Genomic DNA, 16,918 nt, shown 5'->3' on the forward strand with positions numbered 1-16,918 from the left:
TGGACCTGCGTCGTACACAAAATCTGTGTTTGATGAAGATCAAATGTGGGAGCGGGCTTGCTCGCGAAGAGGCCAGCACCGACACCCAGAAAATCAAGGCCTGCCGAGCAAATGACTCATCGCCGTCTTCAGCTTCATCGGCCGCACCGGCTTGTGCATCAGGGTGTGGCCCAGTTCGCGGATCTGCTGCTTGAGTTCATTGCTGTAGTTGGCCGTGATCATCATCGCCGGGACCGGTGACGCGCGCCGGGCATTGATCCGGGCCACGGCGTCGACACCGTTGCGATCGTTGTCCAGGTGGTAATCGGCAATCAGCAGGTCCGCCTCGGCGTGGTAGTTGTCCACTTGCCGCGCCAGGTCCTCCTCCGACAGCGCCGTCACCACCCGACACCCCCACCCCTCCAGCAAGGTGCGCATGCCGGCACAGATGGTCGCGTCATTGTCCAGCACCCATATCCGCGCACCACGCAGGCGCTCAAGCATCGGCTCGCTCATCTGCAACGTCGGTGGCGGTTTCGGCGCGGTGGCGCTCAACGGTACTTCGACCGAAAACATCGAACCCCGTCCCGGCCATGAGCGCACATGAATGCGATGCCCGAGGATGCCGGCAATCTTCTCGACAATCGCCAGACCCAGGCCCAAGCCGCGATCCTGATCGGGTCGCTGCACATCACCGCGCTTGAACTCCTGGAAAATCTCCTCCAGGCGATGCTCGGCAATGCCCATGCCACTGTCCCAGACTTCGATCGTCAGGCACTGATGATGCCGCCGGCACCCGAGCACCACGCGACCACTGTAGGTATAGCGGATCGCATTGCTCAGCAGGTTGCGCAGAATCCGGGCGAGCAGCTGGATGTCACTGCGCACCAGCGCCGAACAGCCGATGAAGTGCAGTTGCAGGCCTTCACTGCGCGCCACCTGGGTGTATTCGGCGGCCAGGTTGTCCAGCAGTTCACTGAGGGCGAACGGCGCAATATCGGCCTTGATCACCCCCGCATCGAGCTTGGAAATATCCACCAGGGTGCCGAGCAGGTTCTCCACGTCTTCCAGGGAATTGCTCACGTTGCGCACCAGAATTTCGCTGGACATCGGCTCGCGCCGCTCCAGCAAGGCACTGGTAAACAGCCGAGCGGCATTCAACGGTTGCAGGAGGTCATGGCTGACGGCGGCGAGGAACTTGGTCTTCGACAGGTTGGCCTGCTCGGCTTCCTGCTTGGCCTCGCGCAAGCGTGACTCGACCAGGCGACGCTCATCGATCTCGCGCAGCAGTTGGTCATTGAGGGTAGTCAATTCCGCCGTGCGCTCGCGAACCCGCAGCTCAAGGTTCTGATAAGCCTGATGCAACGCCTCGGCGGTGCGCCGGCGTTCGGTGATGTCGCGGATCAGCACGAAAATCCCCACCACCTCGCCACTGGCCAGACGGTTGGGCACATAGGAGCGCAGCATGTAGCGCTCCTGGTTGTTGACGTTGGTTTCGGCGAATTCGAACGTCACGCTCTCGCCCGCCAGCGCCCTGGCCACGTAGGACTCCAGCCGCTGGTAATGCTGTTCGCTGTGCACTTCGCGCAGGCTCTGGCCGAGCATCACGCCGCGGGGCCAGCAGTACCATTCTTCGTAGACCTTGTTGGTGAACTCGTAGACCAGATCGGCATTGAGGTAGGCAATCAATGCAGGTACGTGATCGGTGATCAGGCGAATCCAGTGTTCGCTTTCACTCAGCGCCTCGGCGTGCTGGTAGCGTTCGGTAATGTCGGTGAAGGTGTTGACGAAACCGCCGGCGGGCAATGCATGGGTGCGGATTTCCAGGACCCGGCCATCGTACAGGCGCTGTTCGCATTCGCGTACCGGTCGTCCGTTGCCATCGCGACTGGCCGGGGTCAGCAGGTTCAACTCGCTGTCGGCGATTACTTCGGCAAACGGGCGATGGGCCGCCACGGGCGCCAGGCCGCTCAACTCCAGGAAACGCCGGTTCCACAACTCCAGAATGCCCTCGGCGCTGACCATCGCCACCCCTTGGGACAGGTTGTCGACCGCCCGTTGAAGCAGATGCGACTTCTGCGCCACCGCCTGCTCCCGGCGTACGGTTTCGCTGAGTTTGACGTCGGTAATGTCGGTGAACAGAATCACCCGCCCCCCTTCCTGGGTCGGCCGCTCGCTGACTTGCAGCCAGCGCCCGTTCTGCAGGCGGTAAAGCAGGTTTTCGTCGGCATGCCCGCGTGGCTCTTCGGTGAACAGGCCGTTGTTCATCATCAGCCGCTTGACCTCGGTCAGGCGCATGCCGGCATTGATCCGCACCCGACTGTTGCTCCAGAACGCCTTGAAGCGACTGTTGAACAGCACGATGCGCTGCTCGGCGTCGAACAGGACGAAGGCGTCGGAAATGCTTTCAATGGCATCGATCAGGTGTTGATGCGCCGTTTCCGCGCGCAGGCGGGCTTCGCTGAGCAAATGATTACCGGCCTTGAGTTCGGCCATGGCCTGGTTCAGGGCATCGGTGCGTTCGCGCACCTGCTCGGCCAGCACCACCGAATGCTGGAATGCCGCGTACGGATCGTTGCCGCGGGTCACCCCGGACTCGACCCGTTCGATCAGCGCACCATTGATGCGCTGCAGTTTATGGTTTTCCAGGCGCAGCCTGGCCAGCTCGGCCTGCAGCTCAGCGATGTCCTGGGGCGCGGCCACGGGCAATGGCAACGCCGGTGAAGGTCTGGTTGATGTGCATGCCATTGAACTGTTCTCCGTAGGTGTTGAAACCCATCACCCGTTGCTCACGCAAAAACGTGCCGATCTGATCAAGACTGCCGTCGTCTTCGAGTTCCAGACGCCGCAGGAAACAGTCGCAACCGATGGTCAGCAGCAAATCACCCAGGCGCTCCTGCAAACCCTCGAACAGGCTTTGCAGGTTCGGCAGCATCGGCCCCGGAGTCATGGCGGTGAGGACGATGCCGTTTTCCACGGCGCAGTAGAAGCTCAGGCTCAGGTCCGGATGCACCTGCTGGATGGCCCGCACGTAGTACTGCTGATTGATCCGCACTGCCAACGGGTGCGCGGCGAAGACCCGGTGATCGAGTTGCGCCACTGGCACGCCGATGTGCCGGGCGTACTCGGCGGCGGCCGGCTCGGCATTGAGTTCGAAGACCCGGCGCAAAGTGCTGTCGGCCCCGGTGACCACCAGCTTTTCTGCGCGGGGCAGCACGTGGTGGGTGGTGAACACTTCGAAATCCAGCCAGGTATTGACCAGCACCACCACGGCCGCGCCGCTGTGGAACTCGCCATCGAAGTACACATGGGTATGGGTCAGGTAGTTATCGTCGCCGGCCGAGCCGCCGAAATGCGGAATGTCGCCCAATGCCGCGCTCAAGGCCGCCAGGACCATTTCTTCACGGCTGGACAGGCCATCGAGCAAGGTCAGGGCAAAGCTGTTGCCCTTGATCGGGGCCAGGGTGTTGCTGCGACAGCCACTGACCAGGCGCTCGACCATTTGCTGGGCGTCGATCAGGCTGAAGTGCTCCATCTGGTCGATCAGCTCGATCGCGATGGAAAAGTGCCGATGATCGAAACCCACCGCCGTCACGCAATTGCGTCCGTAGCCCAGCGGGGTGATTTCCCCGGCGCTGGTGCAGCCCGCCAGGCGAATGCCGCCGAAGCTTTGCTGCAAGGCCTGGCCCAGCGCCTGCAAGTCGTACTCGGCGGAACAGAAGAACAGCACGAACCCCAGGTGCGGGTGCAACAACTGTCGTGCCAGTTCCTGCGCGACCTGCCGGGCATCGGTGGCCTGGGACATCGCACTGACGATTCCTTCGTTCTGGACCGACTGCATCGTCACCTCCGGCAGGTGCGTGTGTATGAGGCACGAGTGTACGAAGTCTGTGAGGTGCGACGAATGCTACTTGGGTAGCGGGTAGCCGCTTCGATGGGATGAGACGGTTGGCGACCCTCGCCGCGATGCGCACGGCCAGGGCCACCTCCCGGGGTTACCAGGTCAGCACCGCACCCACGGCAAAGGTGTCGGTGTCTTCGTTCTGCTCGTCGGTGTCGTGGCCATTGATTTCGAACTGGTTGTACTCGGCCACCAGTTTGAGGTTGTCGTTCACGTCATGGAACAACGCGATGCCGCGGGTCTCGTAGTCCGCGCCGCTGCCGACCACGCCGTTGCCATCGTCATTGGTCTTGCCGTAGGACAAGGCCAGGCGGTTCTTGCCCAGTTTGTAGGAGCCCTGCATCAGGTAGCCGTCGCTGTCGACATTGCGCAGGGTCGGCTCGCCGGCATTGTTGGTGAAAAACGGGTTGATGCCCTTGGCCTGGAAACCGGAGCCGGTGAGGGACAAACCGCCCATCTTCGCCTGCACGCCATAACCGACACCCTTGGAGGTGACGGTCTCGACCGTGGAATCAGTGTTGTCCGAGGTCTGGTAGCTGCCGTTGACCCAGCTGTAGATCTTTGCCCCAGCCAGGTCGAATTGATAGGTGACTTCGCTCTCGGTACGCGGGTTTTCCTGATAGGCCTTGCCCGTCGGGCTGCTGTCGTTGGTGTCCACCGGGTCCATGATGCCGACCGCCACGCGCAGACCGTCCATCACCGGGGTGCGATAGGTTATCTGCGAGGTCGGGAACGGATACGGATAACCGGTGCCGATGTTGCCGAACGACACCCCGCCGCCATCCACCAGCCCCAACGTATCGCTGACCTGACCGTAACCGGCGAGCATTTCGTCGAGCAGGATGTTGGAACGGGCGAACAGCCCGAAGTCCTTGCCGATCAGCACCTCGCCCCACTCCGGGTTGGCCACGGTGCCGAAGAACTGCCGCACATCGATGGCGGTGTCGGTGCCGTTGGTTTCGCTGTCGTTGATGGTGACCCAGAACGAGGCCCGGGCGCCGAGCTTGAGGTCGTCTACCTGCTTGCCCATGTTGAACCCCAGGTAGTTGGGCAGGAACCCCATCTTGACCCGCGACTGTCGACGGTCGAACTGATCGCCGGCGCGATCGACATCGCTGTTCACGTAGAAGGCGTTGATGTAGCCGTCGGTGGAGAACGTGGTCTGGTCCTTGTCGTACAGCATGATATCCGCCTCGGCCAGCGGGCTCAGGCCAAGGGCGGACAGGCTGGCGATGAAGGCAGGCAGAAAACGATGCGTGACGTTCTTATTGTTGTGCATGGCGCGCTCCGAAACGGGGGACTGAGTGTCGGAGGCGATTATCGAAACCTGACGGGCGGCGCCATACGCTGCCTTGGGGCTGGTTTTCAGGTGCTTTGGATTGGCTGGCGGTGTGTGACCACTACGGTGTAAGACCGCGTGTCGGTGAGGCTCGCCACTAAGGGTGTAGGCCTGTGGACCCCACTGGCGTCCACAGGAACCGGTACCGGTCAGGCGTTGGCCCTGAACAGCATGTAGGCGGCGACCACGACGCAGATGCTGGCGAATCCGACCTGCAACGCCCGCGCCGGCACCCGGGCGCAGAGCTTGCGGCCGATGATCATGCCGACGATGCTGGAGACGATGAAGGCAATGCCCGAATCGTCGATGCGCACCCCGGCATGGAACGCGCCGATCACGCCGATGCCGGAAATCAGGCTGATCACCATCAGCGACGTGGCGATGATCCCGCGCATCTGCACGTCGGTCAGTTGCTTGAAGGCCGGGACAATCAGAAAGCCGCCGCCCACCCCCAGCAATCCAGAGACCACGCCGGTTACTGCCCCGAGCGCGGCGAGGGTCGCGGTGCATTTGGCGGTCCAGGAAAAGCGCCCGGTCTGTTGATCGAGCATGCAGTTCTTCTGGCCCCAGTTGGCCTGACCATGATCGCTGGGACCCTCGTCCTTGCGCTCGCGGCGCAACATCCGCCCGGCCACCATGACCATCAGCAGGCTGAACAGGATCATCAGGATTTTTTCCGGCAACTGGTGGGCAAAGTAGATGCCTATCGGCGAAAACACCGCACCCAATGCTGCGATCAGCAGCGCTGCGCGATAGCGCACCAGGCCATGGCGCAAGCCGTCGATGGCACCGACCGCCGCCGCACTGCCCACCGCGAACAACGCCACCGGAGCGGCCTGGGTCATGCTCCACCCCAACCCCAACACCAGGGCCGGGACCGCAAGGATACCGCCACCGGCGCCCGTCAAGCCGAGCACCAACCCCATCACTACACCAAACAGACTTGCCAGCAACATACGGAGTTCTCAGTCGACCCTGGACACACGTGTCAGCCACTCGCGGCCCTTGAGCATACCGTTCCAGTAGAACCACGGTAGCAGTGTCGCCTTCAGCCACCACGCCGAGCGGCGCGGGATCGTCGGGTCAAAGGGAAAGGTCGGCAGCAACTTGCCCGCGTACCCGAACTCGGCAAGGATCACCTTGCCCTTCTCCACCGTCAGCGGACAGGAGCCATAGCCGTCGTACTTCAGCGGCAGCGGTTGCTGCTTGCGCAAGGCCAGCAGGTTTTCGGCCACCACCACGATCTGCTTGCGCACCGCCGCAGCAGTTTTTGCATTCGTGGTGCCGCAGATATCACCCAGCGCGAACACACCTGGATAGCGCGGATGTTGAAGGGTGTGGGGATCGACCTCGCACCAGCCGGCGGCGTCGGCCAGCGGACTTTGGGCGATGAAGTCCGGGGAGACTTGTGGTGGCACGACATGCAGCAGGTCAAAGGTTTTTGCCTGGCGGGTGACATTGCCATCGGCATCCTTGACGTCGAACCACGCGGTTTTCGCCGGGCCGTCGACCTTGACCAGATTCGAGTTGAACGCCAAACGGGCTTTGTACTTTTCGATGTACTTCATCAGTGGCGGGACAAAGGTCGGCACTCCGAACAGTGCCGCGCCCGCAAGATTGAACTCGACGTCGATGTTGTTCAGCACACCGCTCTTGGTCCAATGATCGCAGGACAGGTACAGCGCCTTTTGTGGCGCTCCGGCACATTTGATCGGCATGGCCGGCTGGGTGAACAGCACCTTGCCGCCGCGCAATGTCTGCACCTGGTCCCAGGTGTAGGTCGCGTGCCGATAGCTGTAGTTGGAGGTCACGCCGTGCTGGCCGAGGGTGTCCTCCAGGCCTTCGATTTTCTCCCAGGCCAGGCGCAGGCCGGGGCAGACCACCAGGTTTTGATAGCCGACCGTACGCCCGTCACCGAGGGTGAGTTGGCGCTTGTCGGGATCGATGCCCGTCACGGCAGCCTGCAGCCAGTGGGCCCCGCGCGGCATCACCGACGCCATGGACCGCACGGTGTTTTCCACGTTGTAGGCTCCACCGCCGACCAGCGTCCAGGCCGGTTGATAGTAGTGCCGGGAGTCGGGTTCGATCACGGTGATGTTCAGATGCGGGCTACGCTTGAGCAGGCTGGCGACAAAGCCGATACCTGCCGTGCCGCCGCCGATGACCACGATATCTGCACTGATGGATGGGCCCCAGTGTTGATCGTTCATTGCTTGTTCCTTTTGCTGCACGCAAGGATTGTTACGAGTCAAACCAAAAACCTGTGGGAGCGGGCTTGCCCGCGATGGCGTCAGGTCAGTCGCCATTAATGTTGGATGTGCCGGCCCCATCGCGAGCAAGCTCGCTCCCACAGGTTCGGTGTGTTGAATAAGATCAAGGTTGAACCCAGCTTTTAAGCACGGCCCCGCAATAAAGCCCGGAGAGGGTTTTCATCACCTGGATCACTTCGTGACTGGCGAGACCGTAAAAAATGTACTTGCCTTCACGACGGGTGGCGACCAGTCCTTCATCGCGCAGGATCCCCAATTGCTGGGACAGGGTCGGTTGGCGCACGCCGGTCATTTTTTCCAGCTCGCCTACGTTGCGTTCGCCCTGGGTCAGCTGACACAGGATCAACAGGCGATCCTCATTGGCCAGGGCCTTGAGCAGCGCACACGCCTTGGAGGCCGAGGCGCGCAGTTGGGAGACTTCACATTCGGTCAGACCGGATTGCATTTGCAGGATGCCTTCAACGTCACTTAAGCTGTAAACATTATGTTTAAACATATAATGTTGCAACCCATGACTGAAATTTCGCCCGTCTGACTTTTCTAACCCTGCACAGGTTCGTGTCCATGCCCGCACTGATTGAAGCTTTCCTCGACCCCGCCTCCTCGACCTACAGCTACGTGGTCTATGAGGCTGATGGCGGGCAGTGTGCGATTGTCGATCCGGTGCTCGACTACGACGCAGCCTCCGGGCGTACCGCAACCACCCAGGCCGACAACATCATCGCCTTCGTCCGCGCCCGTCACTTGCAAGTGCAATGGCTGCTGGAAACCCACGCCCATGCCGATCACCTGTCCGCCGCGCCGTATCTGCGCAGGGAGCTTGGCGGCAAAGTCGCCATTGGCGAGTCGATCAGCAAGGTCCAGGACGTGTTCAAGACACTGTTCAATCTGGAGCCCTCCTTTCGCGTCGACGGCTCCCAGTTCGATCACCTGTTCGCTCCCAACGAATCGTTCATGATCGGCAACCTCAAGGCGACCGCCCTGCACGTGCCCGGCCATACCCCGGCGGACATGGCTTACCTGGTCGACAGCGATGTGATTCTGGTGGGCGACACGATGTTCATGCCCGACGTCGGCACCGCCCGCTGCGATTTCCCGGGCGGCAATGCCAACCAGATGTTTGCCTCGATCCACAAACTGCTGGCCTTCCCCGCCAGCGTGCGGCTGTTCGTCTGCCACGACTACCCGCCCAATGGCCGCGCGCCCCAGTGCCAATCCACCGTCGGCGAACAACGCAAAAACAACATTCATGTACATGACGGGATCGATGAAGCCGCGTTCGTGGAAATGCGTACACGACGTGATGCAGGGCTGGGCATGCCGACACTGTTGCTGCCGGCGATCCAGGTGAATGTGCGGGCGGGGAATTTGCCGCCGGCCGAGGACAACGGCGTGACCTACCTGAAAATCCCGCTTAACAAATTCTGACCCTGTAGGAGCGAGCTTGCTCCGGGCGGCGTTCCGACGATGGACTTGAGGGCAACGCGTTTATCCAGAAGACTCGCGTTATCGTTAACGTCCATCGCGAGCAAGCTCGCTCCTACAGAGTAATCGTGTCAGTTGCCCAAAGTCAGGCCATTGGCCGGCAACGGCAGCGCGGTCTTGTACCGCACCTGCTTGAGCGCAAAGCTCGAACGGATGTTCGCCACCCCCGGCACCTTGGTCAGAAAGTCCATCATGAAGCGCTCCAGCGACTGGATGGTCGGCACCAGCACCCGGATCAGGTAGTCCGGGTCGCCGGCCATCAGGTAGCACTCCATTACCTCGGGGCGATCGGAAATCGCTTCTTCGAAATGCTGCAACGCCTCCTCCACCTGCTTCTCCAGGCTGACGTGAATGAACACATTCACATGCAGCCCCAACAGATCGGCATCCAGCAGCGTCACTTGCTCGCGAATCACCCCCAGTTCTTCCATGGCCTTGACCCGGTTGAAACACGGCGTGGGTGACAGGTTCACCGAACGCGCGAGGTCGGCGTTGGTGATGCGCGCATTCTCCTGAAGGCTGTTGAGAATGCCGATATCGGTACGGTCCAGTTTGCGCATGAGACAAAACCACCTGTTTTTTATGTTTATGCAGGTTTTTTATCTGCAAATGATCTTTAGCGCAACGAAACAGAGAGAAATATTCTTCTTGGTCGGGCCTATGATTGTTGTAGGACAAGATTTCTTCTACCGAACGAAATCTGTCAGCTCACTACAAGAAATTCACAAGATCGAGCGTAGAAGCCATGACCCAAGCGTATGAACCGCTGCGCCTGCACGTCCCCGAACCCTCGGGCCGTCCCGGCTGTAAAACCGACTTCTCCTACCTGCATCTGACCGATGCCGGCACGGTGCGCAAACCCCCAATCGACGTTGAACCGGCTGACACGGCTGACCTGGCCCGTGGCCTGATCCGCGTGCTCGACGACCAGGGCAATGCCCTCGGCCCATGGGCCGAAAACGTACCGGTGGAGATCCTGCGCAAGGGCATGCGCGCCATGCTCAAGACCCGCATCTACGACAACCGCATGGTGGTCGCCCAGCGTCAGAAAAAGATGTCGTTCTACATGCAGAGCCTTGGCGAAGAAGCCATCGGCAGCGCCCAGGCCCTGGCCCTGAACATCGACGACATGTGCTTCCCGACCTACCGCCAGCAAAGCATCCTGATGGCCCGCGACGTACCGCTGGTCGACCTGATCTGCCAGCTGCTGTCCAACGAGCGCGATCCGCTCAAGGGCCGTCAGTTGCCCATCATGTACTCGGTCAAGGACTCCGGTTTCTTCACCATCTCCGGCAACCTCGCCACCCAGTTCGTGCAAGCCGTGGGCTGGGGCATGGCCTCGGCGATCAAGGGCGACACCAAAATCGCTTCGGCGTGGATCGGCGACGGCGCCACCGCCGAGTCGGACTTCCACACCGCCCTGACGTTCGCCCACGTGTACCGCGCGCCGGTGATCCTCAACGTGGTCAACAACCAGTGGGCGATCTCCACCTTCCAGGCGATTGCCGGTGGTGAAGCCACCACCTTCGCTGGTCGTGGCGTCGGTTGCGGCATTGCCTCCCTGCGGGTCGACGGCAACGATTTCTACGCGGTCTACGCCGCCTCCGCCTGGGCTGCCGAACGTGCGCGGCGCAACCTCGGCCCGACCATGATCGAGTGGGTCACCTACCGCGCCGGCCCGCACTCGACCTCCGATGATCCGTCCAAGTACCGTCCGGCCGATGACTGGAGCCATTTCCCGCTGGGCGATCCGATTGCGCGCCTCAAGCAGCACCTGATCAAGATCGGCCATTGGTCCGAAGAGGAACACACCGCCGTCAGCGCCGAACTGGAAGCCCAAGTGATCGCCGCGCAGAAAGAAGCCGAACAGTACGGCACTCTCGCCGGCGGCCAGATTCCGAGCGCCGCGACCATGTTCGAAGACGTCTACAAAGAGATGCCGGAGCACTTGAAGCGCCAGCGTCAAGAGTTGGGGATCTGACATGAACGATCACAACAACCATATCGAGCTGGAAACCGCCATGACCACGACCACCATGACCATGATCCAGGCCCTGCGCTCGGCCATGGATGTGATGCTTGAACGTGACGACAACGTCGTGGTCTTCGGCCAGGACGTGGGCTATTTCGGCGGCGTGTTCCGCTGCACCGAAGGCCTGCAAGCCAAGTACGGCACCTCGCGAGTGTTCGACGCGCCGATCTCTGAAAGCGGTATCGTCGGCACCGCCGTGGGCATGGGCGCCTACGGTCTGCGCCCGGTGGTGGAGATCCAGTTCGCCGACTACGTCTACCCGGCCTACGACCAGATCATTTCCGAAGCCGCGCGCCTGCGTTATCGCTCGGCCGGCGAGTTCACCGCGCCGATGACCCTGCGCATGCCCTGCGGCGGCGGCATCTACGGCGGCCAGACCCACAGCCAGAGCATCGAGGCACTCTTCACTCAGGTATGCGGTCTGCGCACCGTCATGCCGTCCAACCCCTACGACGCCAAAGGCCTGCTGATCGCCTCCATCGAAAACGATGACCCGGTGATCTTCCTGGAGCCGAAACGACTGTACAACGGTCCTTTCGACGGCCACCACGAACGCCCGGTTACCCCGTGGTCGAAACACCCCGCCGCACAGGTTCCGGACGGTTACTACACCGTACCGCTGGACGTTGCCGCTATCGCCCGTCCGGGCAAGGACGTCACGGTGCTGACCTACGGCACCACCGTCTACGTGTCGCAAGTGGCCGCTGAAGAAAGCGGCGTGGATGCCGAAGTCATCGACCTGCGCAGCCTGTGGCCGCTGGACCTGGAAACCATCACCAAATCGGTGAAGAAAACCGGGCGCTGCGTGATCGTTCACGAAGCCACCCGCACTTGCGGCTTCGGCGCCGAACTGACGGCGCTGGTGCAAGAGCACTGCTTCCACTACCTGGAAGCGCCGATCGAACGCGTCACCGGTTGGGATACCCCTTACCCGCACGCGCAAGAGTGGGCGTATTTCCCAGGGCCGTCCCGAGTGGGCGCGGCGTTGAAACGGGTCATGGAGGTCTGAATGGGCACGCACGTCATTAAAATGCCGGACATTGGTGAAGGCATTGCAGAAGTTGAATTGTCGGTATGGCACGTCAAGGTCGGCGACATGGTCGTCGAAGATCAGGTGCTGGCCGATGTGATGACCGACAAGGCGATGGTCGATATCCCGTCGCCGGTGCATGGCAAGGTCATTGCCCTCGGTGGCCAGCCGGGCGAAGTCATGGCGGTTGGCAGTGTGCTGATCAGCATTGAAGTCGAAGGCGCGGGCAACGTTAAGGAATCGACGCAACCGGCACCTGTTGTTAAAGAAGCACCGGTTGCAGCAACGAAAGTCGAAACCGTGGTTGAAAGCAAACCGGTCGCTGCCCCGGCGCCGAAAGCTGCCGTATGCCAGGGCCCGATGGTTGCTCGCGAGGCCGATGAGCGTCCGCTGGCCTCCCCGGCCGTGCGCAAGCATGCGCTGGACCTCGGCATTCAATTGCGCCTGGTGCGTGGCACCGGCCCCGCCGGCCGCGTGCTGCATGAAGACCTCGACGCCTACCTGGCCCAGGGTCAGTCGAACGCTTCGGCACCGGTGGCGGCTGCTTACGCCCAACGTACCGATGAACAGCAGATCCCGGTGATCGGCATGCGTCGCAAGATTGCCCAGCGCATGCAGGACGCCACCCAGCGCGCCGCCCACTTCAGTTATGTCGAAGAAATCGACGTCACCGCCGTGGAAGAGCTGCGCGCGCACCTCAACGAAAAACATGGCGCGACTCGCGGCAAGCTGACTTTGCTGCCGTTCCTGGTCCGCGCCCTGGTCGTCGCCCTGCGTGATTTCCCGCAGATCAACGCCCGCTACGACGACGAAGCCCAGGTCATCACCCGCCTCGGCGCGGTGCATGTCGGTATCGCCACCCAGGCGGATATCGGTTTGATGGTGCCGGTGGTGCGTCATGCCGAAGCCCGCAGCCTGTGGGACAGCGCCGCTGAAATCTCCCGTTTGGCCACTGCCGCCCGTAACGGCAAGGCCAGCCGCGACGAGTTGTCCGGCTCGACCATCACCCTCACCAGCCTCGGGGCCTTGGGCGGCATCGTCAGCACCCCGGTGCTGAACCTGCCGGAAGTGGCGATAGTCGGCGTGAACAAGATCGTCGAACGGCCAATGGTCATCAAAGGCCAGATCGTGATCCGCAAGATGATGAACCTCTCCAGCTCCTTCGATCACCGCGTGGTCGACGGCATGGACGCGGCGCTCTTCATCCAGGCCATCCGTGGCTTGCTCGAACAACCCGCGACCTTGTTTGTGGAGTAAGTCATGCAGACCCTCAATACCACGCTGCTGATCATCGGCGGCGGACCCGGCGGTTATGTGACGGCGATCCGTGCCGGCCAACTGGGCATCCCGACCATCCTGGTGGAAGGCCAATCCCTGGGCGGCACTTGCCTGAACATTGGCTGCATTCCGTCCAAGGCACTGATTCACGTCGCTGAGCAGTTCCATCAAACGCAACACCACAGCCAGCATTCGGCCCTGGGCATCAGCGTTTCGGCGCCCACCCTGGACATTGGCAAGAGCGTGGAATGGAAAGACGGCATCGTCGATCGCCTGACCACCGGCGTCGCGGCGCTGCTGAAAAAGAACAAGGTCCAGGTCGTTCAAGGCTGGGCCAAAGTGGTTGACGGCAAAACCGTGGAAGTTGGCGACACACGTATCCAGTGTGAACACCTGGTGCTGGCCACCGGCTCCAAAAGTGTGAACCTGCCAATGCTGCCGATTGGCGGGCCGATCATCTCGTCCACCGAGGCCCTGGCGCCGACATCCGTGCCCAAGCGCTTGATTGTGGTCGGCGGTGGTTACATCGGTCTGGAGTTGGGCATTGCCTATCGCAAGCTCGGTGCCGAGGTCAGCGTGGTGGAAGCGCAGGAACGCATCCTGCCGGCCTACGACGCCGAACTGACTCAGCCGGTGCACGACGAACTGAAAAAACTCGGCGTGAAGCTTTACTTGAAACACAGCGTGCAAGGCTTTGATTCCTCTAACAATACCTTGCAGGTGTTGGAACCGAACGGCGAGACCCTGAACCTGGAAACCGACCAGGTACTGGTGGCCGTCGGTCGCAAGCCGAATACCCAGGGCTGGAACCTCGAAGCGCTGAACCTGGACATGAACGGTTCCTCGATCAAGATCGACAACCGCTGCCAGACCAGCATGCGCAACGTGTATGCCATCGGTGACCTGAGCGGCGAACCGATGCTCGCCCACCGGGCCATGGCCCAGGGTGAGATGGTCGCCGAGCTGATCAGCGGTAAAACCCGCGAGTTCAACCCGATCGCCATCGCGGCCGTGTGCTTTACCGACCCGGAACTGGTAGTGGTCGGCAAGACCCCGGACGAGGCCAAGGCCGCAGGTTGGGACTGCATCGTGTCGAGCTTCCCGTTCGCCGCCAATGGCCGGGCGATGACCCTGGAGTCGAAAAGCGGCTTCGTGCGGGTGGTCGCCCGTCGGGATAATCACGTGATTGTCGGCTGGCAGGCGGTGGGCGTCGGCGTGTCGGAGCTGTCCACGGCGTTTGCCCAGAGCCTGGAGATGGGCGCGCGGCTGGAAGACATCGGCGGCACCATCCATGCACACCCGACCTTGGGTGAGGCGGTGCAGGAAGCGGCGTTGCGGGCCCTTGGCCACGCATTGCACCTGTGAATCAGGGCGATCGGTGGTGTCCGTGATGGCCCCATCGCGAGCAAGCTCGCTCCCACAGGGGATTTGTGGTGTTTGCAAGACCTGATGGCCTACAAAGATCAAATGTGGGAGCGAGCTTGCTCGCGATTCTTGAGAACGACGCGATTTCTGCCGATCAGCCGATAGTCTGGGCTGCGATTTAGCCCAAGAATGAAGTATTGTTGTCCCCATCCAAAAAACGTCAGAAGCCTTGAACCGTTTCGACGGTTGTTCAGTGATAGAGGGTGTCATGGGTAACGAAAGCATCAATTGGGACAAGCTGGGTTTTGACTACATCAAGACCGACAAGCGCTATCTGTCGTACTTTCGCAATGGCGAGTGGGACAAAGGCACCCTGACCGAAGACAACGTGCTGCACATCAGCGAAGGCTCCACTGCCCTTCACTATGGCCAGCAATGCTTCGAAGGCATGAAGGCCTATCGTTGCAAGGACGGCTCGATCAACCTGTTCCGCCCGGACCAGAACGCCCTGCGCATGCAGCGCAGCTGCGCCCGCCTGCTGATGCCGCAGGTGGAAACCGAGCAATTCATCGAAGCCTGCAAGGAAGTGGTCCGCGCCAACGAGCGTTTCATTCCGCCGTACGGCACCGGCGGCGCGCTCTACCTGCGCCCATTCGTGATCGGCGTGGGTGATAACATCGGCGTGCGTACCGCGCCGGAGTTCATCTTCTCGGTGTTTGCGATCCCGGTCGGCGCCTACTTCAAGGGCGGCCTGACCCCGCACAACTTCCTGATCTCCAGCTACGACCGCGCCGCGCCACAAGGCACCGGCGCCGCCAAGGTCGGTGGCAACTACGCCGCCAGCCTGATGCCGGGCTCCCAGGCCAAGAAGGCGCATTTCGCCGACTGCATCTACCTGGACCCACTGACCCATACCAAGATCGAGGAAGTCGGTTCGGCCAACTTCTTCGGGATCACCCACGATAACAAGTTCGTGACCCCGAACTCGCCATCGGTACTGCCGGGCATTACCCGTCTGTCGCTGATCGAACTGGCCAGGTCCCGCCTGGGTCTGGACGTGGTCGAAGGCGACGTGTTCATCGACAAGCTGGCGGACTTCAAGGAAGCCGGTGCTTGCGGTACTGCGGCGGTGATCACGCCGATCGGCGGCATCAACTACAACGACCACCTGCACGTGTTCCACAGCGAAACCGAAGTCGGCCCGATCACCCAGAAGCTCTACAAAGAGCTGACCGGCGTGCAAACCGGCGACATCGAAGCGCCAGCAGGCTGGATCGTCAAGGTTTGACCTGACGCCAGATGCACAAAAGCCCCCCATCGGGTGACCGATGGGGGGCTTTTTGTTTGCATAGTACTGACGAACCCACCACTCCCCAGTGGGAGCGAGCTTGCTCGCGATGACGGCATTGCATTCAACACAGAAACAACCGGAATAAACGTTCGTCAGTCAGCGAATGTTCCCGAACTCCGCCGAACCTGCCGCAATTTTCGAAACTTTGACATTACCCTCAACCACCAACGGCAACCCGATTCCAAACCGCCTTCCAAACTCCTTGCGCCCCAACGCCGTCAACGCCAACGCCCGACTGTCCAGATCCTGGGTCACCCACTTGCGCTTGAGCGCCGTTTGCAGCAACGCCGCGCCCAGCGACCCACCCAGATGTGGCCGACGCATGCTCCAGTCCAGGCACGGACAGGCGAAACGACGGCGCAAGGTGCTCAAGTCCTGTGTCTCGATCCCGAGCCCTTGAAACATTGCCGTACCGCTGTCGCTCAAGCGATAGGCCTGTTCGTCGGTTTCCTCAAGCCAGCCCGCTTCAAGCATCCGGTCATGCAGCAGCACGGCCAGGGTTCCCGCCATGTGGTCGTAGCAGGTGCGGGCAAATTGCAGACGATCCGGGGTCCGTGCCCGGAAGCTCGGTGCGGTGTTCTGGCCGATCACCATCAGGGCCTCCAGGGCCTGGGCCACGCGTTTGTCCGCCAGGCTGTAATAGCGATGACGCCCCTGAACGTGCAGCCGCACCAGCGCCAGCTCCTTGAGCTTGGCCAGGTGGGCACTGGCGGTCGACGCGCTGACTTCGGCCACCGCCGCCAGTTCGGTGCTGGTGCGGGCATGGCCGTCCATCAGCGAACAGAGGATTTTCGTCCGCGCCGGCTCAGCGATGGCTGCCGCCACCTGCGAGACGCCGATGTCGTGTTGTTCTGCGCTCATATTTCGCTCCCGGACGAATCAATGCCC

At 61.6% G+C, this 16,918-nt stretch carries 14 protein-coding genes; 6 read left to right on the forward strand and 8 right to left on the reverse strand.

Features of this window, described 5'->3' with window-relative positions:
• Positions 1–93 precede the first annotated feature (93 nt).
• From nahK to AC1RP7_RS01520, 6 genes are all read right to left on the reverse strand, one after another.
• The gene (gene nahK, locus AC1RP7_RS01495) at positions 94–2,688 is read right to left on the reverse strand and encodes a hybrid sensor histidine kinase/response regulator NahK/ErcS' (RefSeq protein WP_057715205.1); all 2,595 of its coding nucleotides are present in this window, start codon (positions 2,686–2,688) and stop codon (positions 94–96) included.
• Positions 2,657–3,820 (reverse strand): nitric oxide-sensing protein NosP, encoded by a 1,164-nt coding sequence (gene nosP, locus AC1RP7_RS01500; protein WP_090454961.1) that lies wholly within the window; start codon positions 3,818–3,820, stop codon positions 2,657–2,659. The genes nahK and nosP overlap by 32 nt, the downstream gene beginning before the upstream one ends.
• Positions 3,821–3,974: 154 nt before the next feature.
• Positions 3,975–5,159 (reverse strand): porin, encoded by a 1,185-nt coding sequence (locus AC1RP7_RS01505; RefSeq protein ID WP_057715207.1) that lies wholly within the window; start codon positions 5,157–5,159, stop codon positions 3,975–3,977.
• A 209-nt stretch (positions 5,160–5,368) separates the two neighbouring features.
• Complete coding sequence (locus AC1RP7_RS01510; RefSeq protein WP_090454959.1) at positions 5,369–6,175, reverse strand: sulfite exporter TauE/SafE family protein; 807 nt, start codon at positions 6,173–6,175, stop codon at positions 5,369–5,371.
• 9 nt (positions 6,176–6,184) lie between these two features.
• Positions 6,185–7,429, reverse strand: a complete 1,245-nt coding sequence (locus AC1RP7_RS01515) for an NAD(P)/FAD-dependent oxidoreductase (RefSeq protein ID WP_493180803.1) — start codon at positions 7,427–7,429, stop codon at positions 6,185–6,187.
• Between the two features lie 163 nt (positions 7,430–7,592).
• Complete coding sequence (locus tag AC1RP7_RS01520; RefSeq protein WP_057715210.1) at positions 7,593–7,934, reverse strand: ArsR/SmtB family transcription factor; 342 nt, start codon at positions 7,932–7,934, stop codon at positions 7,593–7,595.
• A gap of 119 nt (positions 7,935–8,053) precedes the next feature.
• Between AC1RP7_RS01520 and AC1RP7_RS01525 the strand changes: the two genes are divergently transcribed.
• The gene (locus tag AC1RP7_RS01525; RefSeq protein WP_493180802.1) at positions 8,054–8,917 is read left to right on the forward strand and encodes an MBL fold metallo-hydrolase; all 864 of its coding nucleotides are present in this window, start codon (positions 8,054–8,056) and stop codon (positions 8,915–8,917) included.
• A gap of 128 nt (positions 8,918–9,045) precedes the next feature.
• On the opposite strand, the gene bkdR is transcribed toward AC1RP7_RS01525, so the two are convergent.
• Entirely contained in the window at positions 9,046–9,534 is a 489-nt protein-coding gene (bkdR, locus tag AC1RP7_RS01530) for a Bkd operon transcriptional regulator BkdR (RefSeq protein ID WP_007976593.1), read from the reverse strand.
• A 185-nt stretch (positions 9,535–9,719) separates the two neighbouring features.
• Here bkdR and AC1RP7_RS01535 point away from each other — a divergent pair, with 185 nt between their 5' ends.
• The 5 genes from AC1RP7_RS01535 to AC1RP7_RS01555 all read left to right on the forward strand — a co-directional run bounded on the left by AC1RP7_RS01535 (position 9,720) and on the right by AC1RP7_RS01555 (position 15,967).
• Positions 9,720–10,955, forward strand: coding sequence for a 3-methyl-2-oxobutanoate dehydrogenase (2-methylpropanoyl-transferring) subunit alpha (locus tag AC1RP7_RS01535; protein ID WP_493180801.1), 1,236 nt, complete (start codon positions 9,720–9,722; stop codon positions 10,953–10,955).
• Position 10,956: 1 nt separating this feature from the next.
• Positions 10,957–12,015 carry an alpha-ketoacid dehydrogenase subunit beta gene (locus AC1RP7_RS01540; RefSeq protein ID WP_154908888.1) on the forward strand — a complete coding sequence of 353 codons (1,059 nt, stop codon included), beginning with the start codon at positions 10,957–10,959 and terminating at the stop codon, positions 12,013–12,015.
• A complete protein-coding gene (locus tag AC1RP7_RS01545; protein ID WP_429520842.1) occupies positions 12,016–13,293 on the forward strand; it encodes a dihydrolipoamide acetyltransferase family protein in 1,278 nt (425 codons plus the stop codon).
• Between the two features lie 3 nt (positions 13,294–13,296).
• A complete protein-coding gene (gene lpdA / locus AC1RP7_RS01550) occupies positions 13,297–14,679 on the forward strand; it encodes a dihydrolipoyl dehydrogenase (protein ID WP_493180800.1) in 1,383 nt (460 codons plus the stop codon).
• Positions 14,680–14,947: 268 nt separating this feature from the next.
• A complete protein-coding gene (locus tag AC1RP7_RS01555; RefSeq protein WP_493180799.1) occupies positions 14,948–15,967 on the forward strand; it encodes a branched-chain amino acid aminotransferase in 1,020 nt (339 codons plus the stop codon).
• Between the two features lie 159 nt (positions 15,968–16,126).
• On the opposite strand, the gene AC1RP7_RS01560 is transcribed toward AC1RP7_RS01555, so the two are convergent.
• Positions 16,127–16,891, reverse strand: a complete 765-nt coding sequence (locus tag AC1RP7_RS01560; RefSeq protein WP_492624837.1) for an ArsR/SmtB family transcription factor — start codon at positions 16,889–16,891, stop codon at positions 16,127–16,129.
• Positions 16,892–16,918 lie beyond the last annotated feature (27 nt).

The organism is Pseudomonas sp. GW822-FHT01E03, from assembly GCF_058802985.1.

What these genes read in the sequence shown, in the direction of transcription:
- AC1RP7_RS01545 (WP_429520842.1), top strand. Translation starts at nt 12,016, where the DNA reads ATGGGCACGCACGTCATTAAAATGCCGGACATTGGTGAAGGCATTGCA.
- AC1RP7_RS01525 (WP_493180802.1), top strand. Translation starts at nt 8,054, where the DNA reads ATGCCCGCACTGATTGAAGCTTTCCTCGACCCCGCCTCCTCGACCTAC.
- nosP (WP_090454961.1), bottom strand. Translation starts at nt 3,820, where the DNA reads ATGCAGTCGGTCCAGAACGAAGGAATCGTCAGTGCGATGTCCCAGGCC.
- AC1RP7_RS01505 (WP_057715207.1), bottom strand. Translation starts at nt 5,159, where the DNA reads ATGCACAACAATAAGAACGTCACGCATCGTTTTCTGCCTGCCTTCATC.
- lpdA (WP_493180800.1), top strand. Translation starts at nt 13,297, where the DNA reads ATGCAGACCCTCAATACCACGCTGCTGATCATCGGCGGCGGACCCGGC.
- AC1RP7_RS01560 (WP_492624837.1), bottom strand. Translation starts at nt 16,891, where the DNA reads ATGAGCGCAGAACAACACGACATCGGCGTCTCGCAGGTGGCGGCAGCC.
- AC1RP7_RS01535 (WP_493180801.1), top strand. Translation starts at nt 9,720, where the DNA reads ATGACCCAAGCGTATGAACCGCTGCGCCTGCACGTCCCCGAACCCTCG.
- bkdR (WP_007976593.1), bottom strand. Translation starts at nt 9,534, where the DNA reads ATGCGCAAACTGGACCGTACCGATATCGGCATTCTCAACAGCCTTCAG.
- AC1RP7_RS01515 (WP_493180803.1), bottom strand. Translation starts at nt 7,429, where the DNA reads ATGAACGATCAACACTGGGGCCCATCCATCAGTGCAGATATCGTGGTC.
- AC1RP7_RS01540 (WP_154908888.1), top strand. Translation starts at nt 10,957, where the DNA reads ATGAACGATCACAACAACCATATCGAGCTGGAAACCGCCATGACCACG.
- AC1RP7_RS01520 (WP_057715210.1), bottom strand. Translation starts at nt 7,934, where the DNA reads ATGCAATCCGGTCTGACCGAATGTGAAGTCTCCCAACTGCGCGCCTCG.
- AC1RP7_RS01555 (WP_493180799.1), top strand. Translation starts at nt 14,948, where the DNA reads ATGGGTAACGAAAGCATCAATTGGGACAAGCTGGGTTTTGACTACATC.
- AC1RP7_RS01510 (WP_090454959.1), bottom strand. Translation starts at nt 6,175, where the DNA reads ATGTTGCTGGCAAGTCTGTTTGGTGTAGTGATGGGGTTGGTGCTCGGC.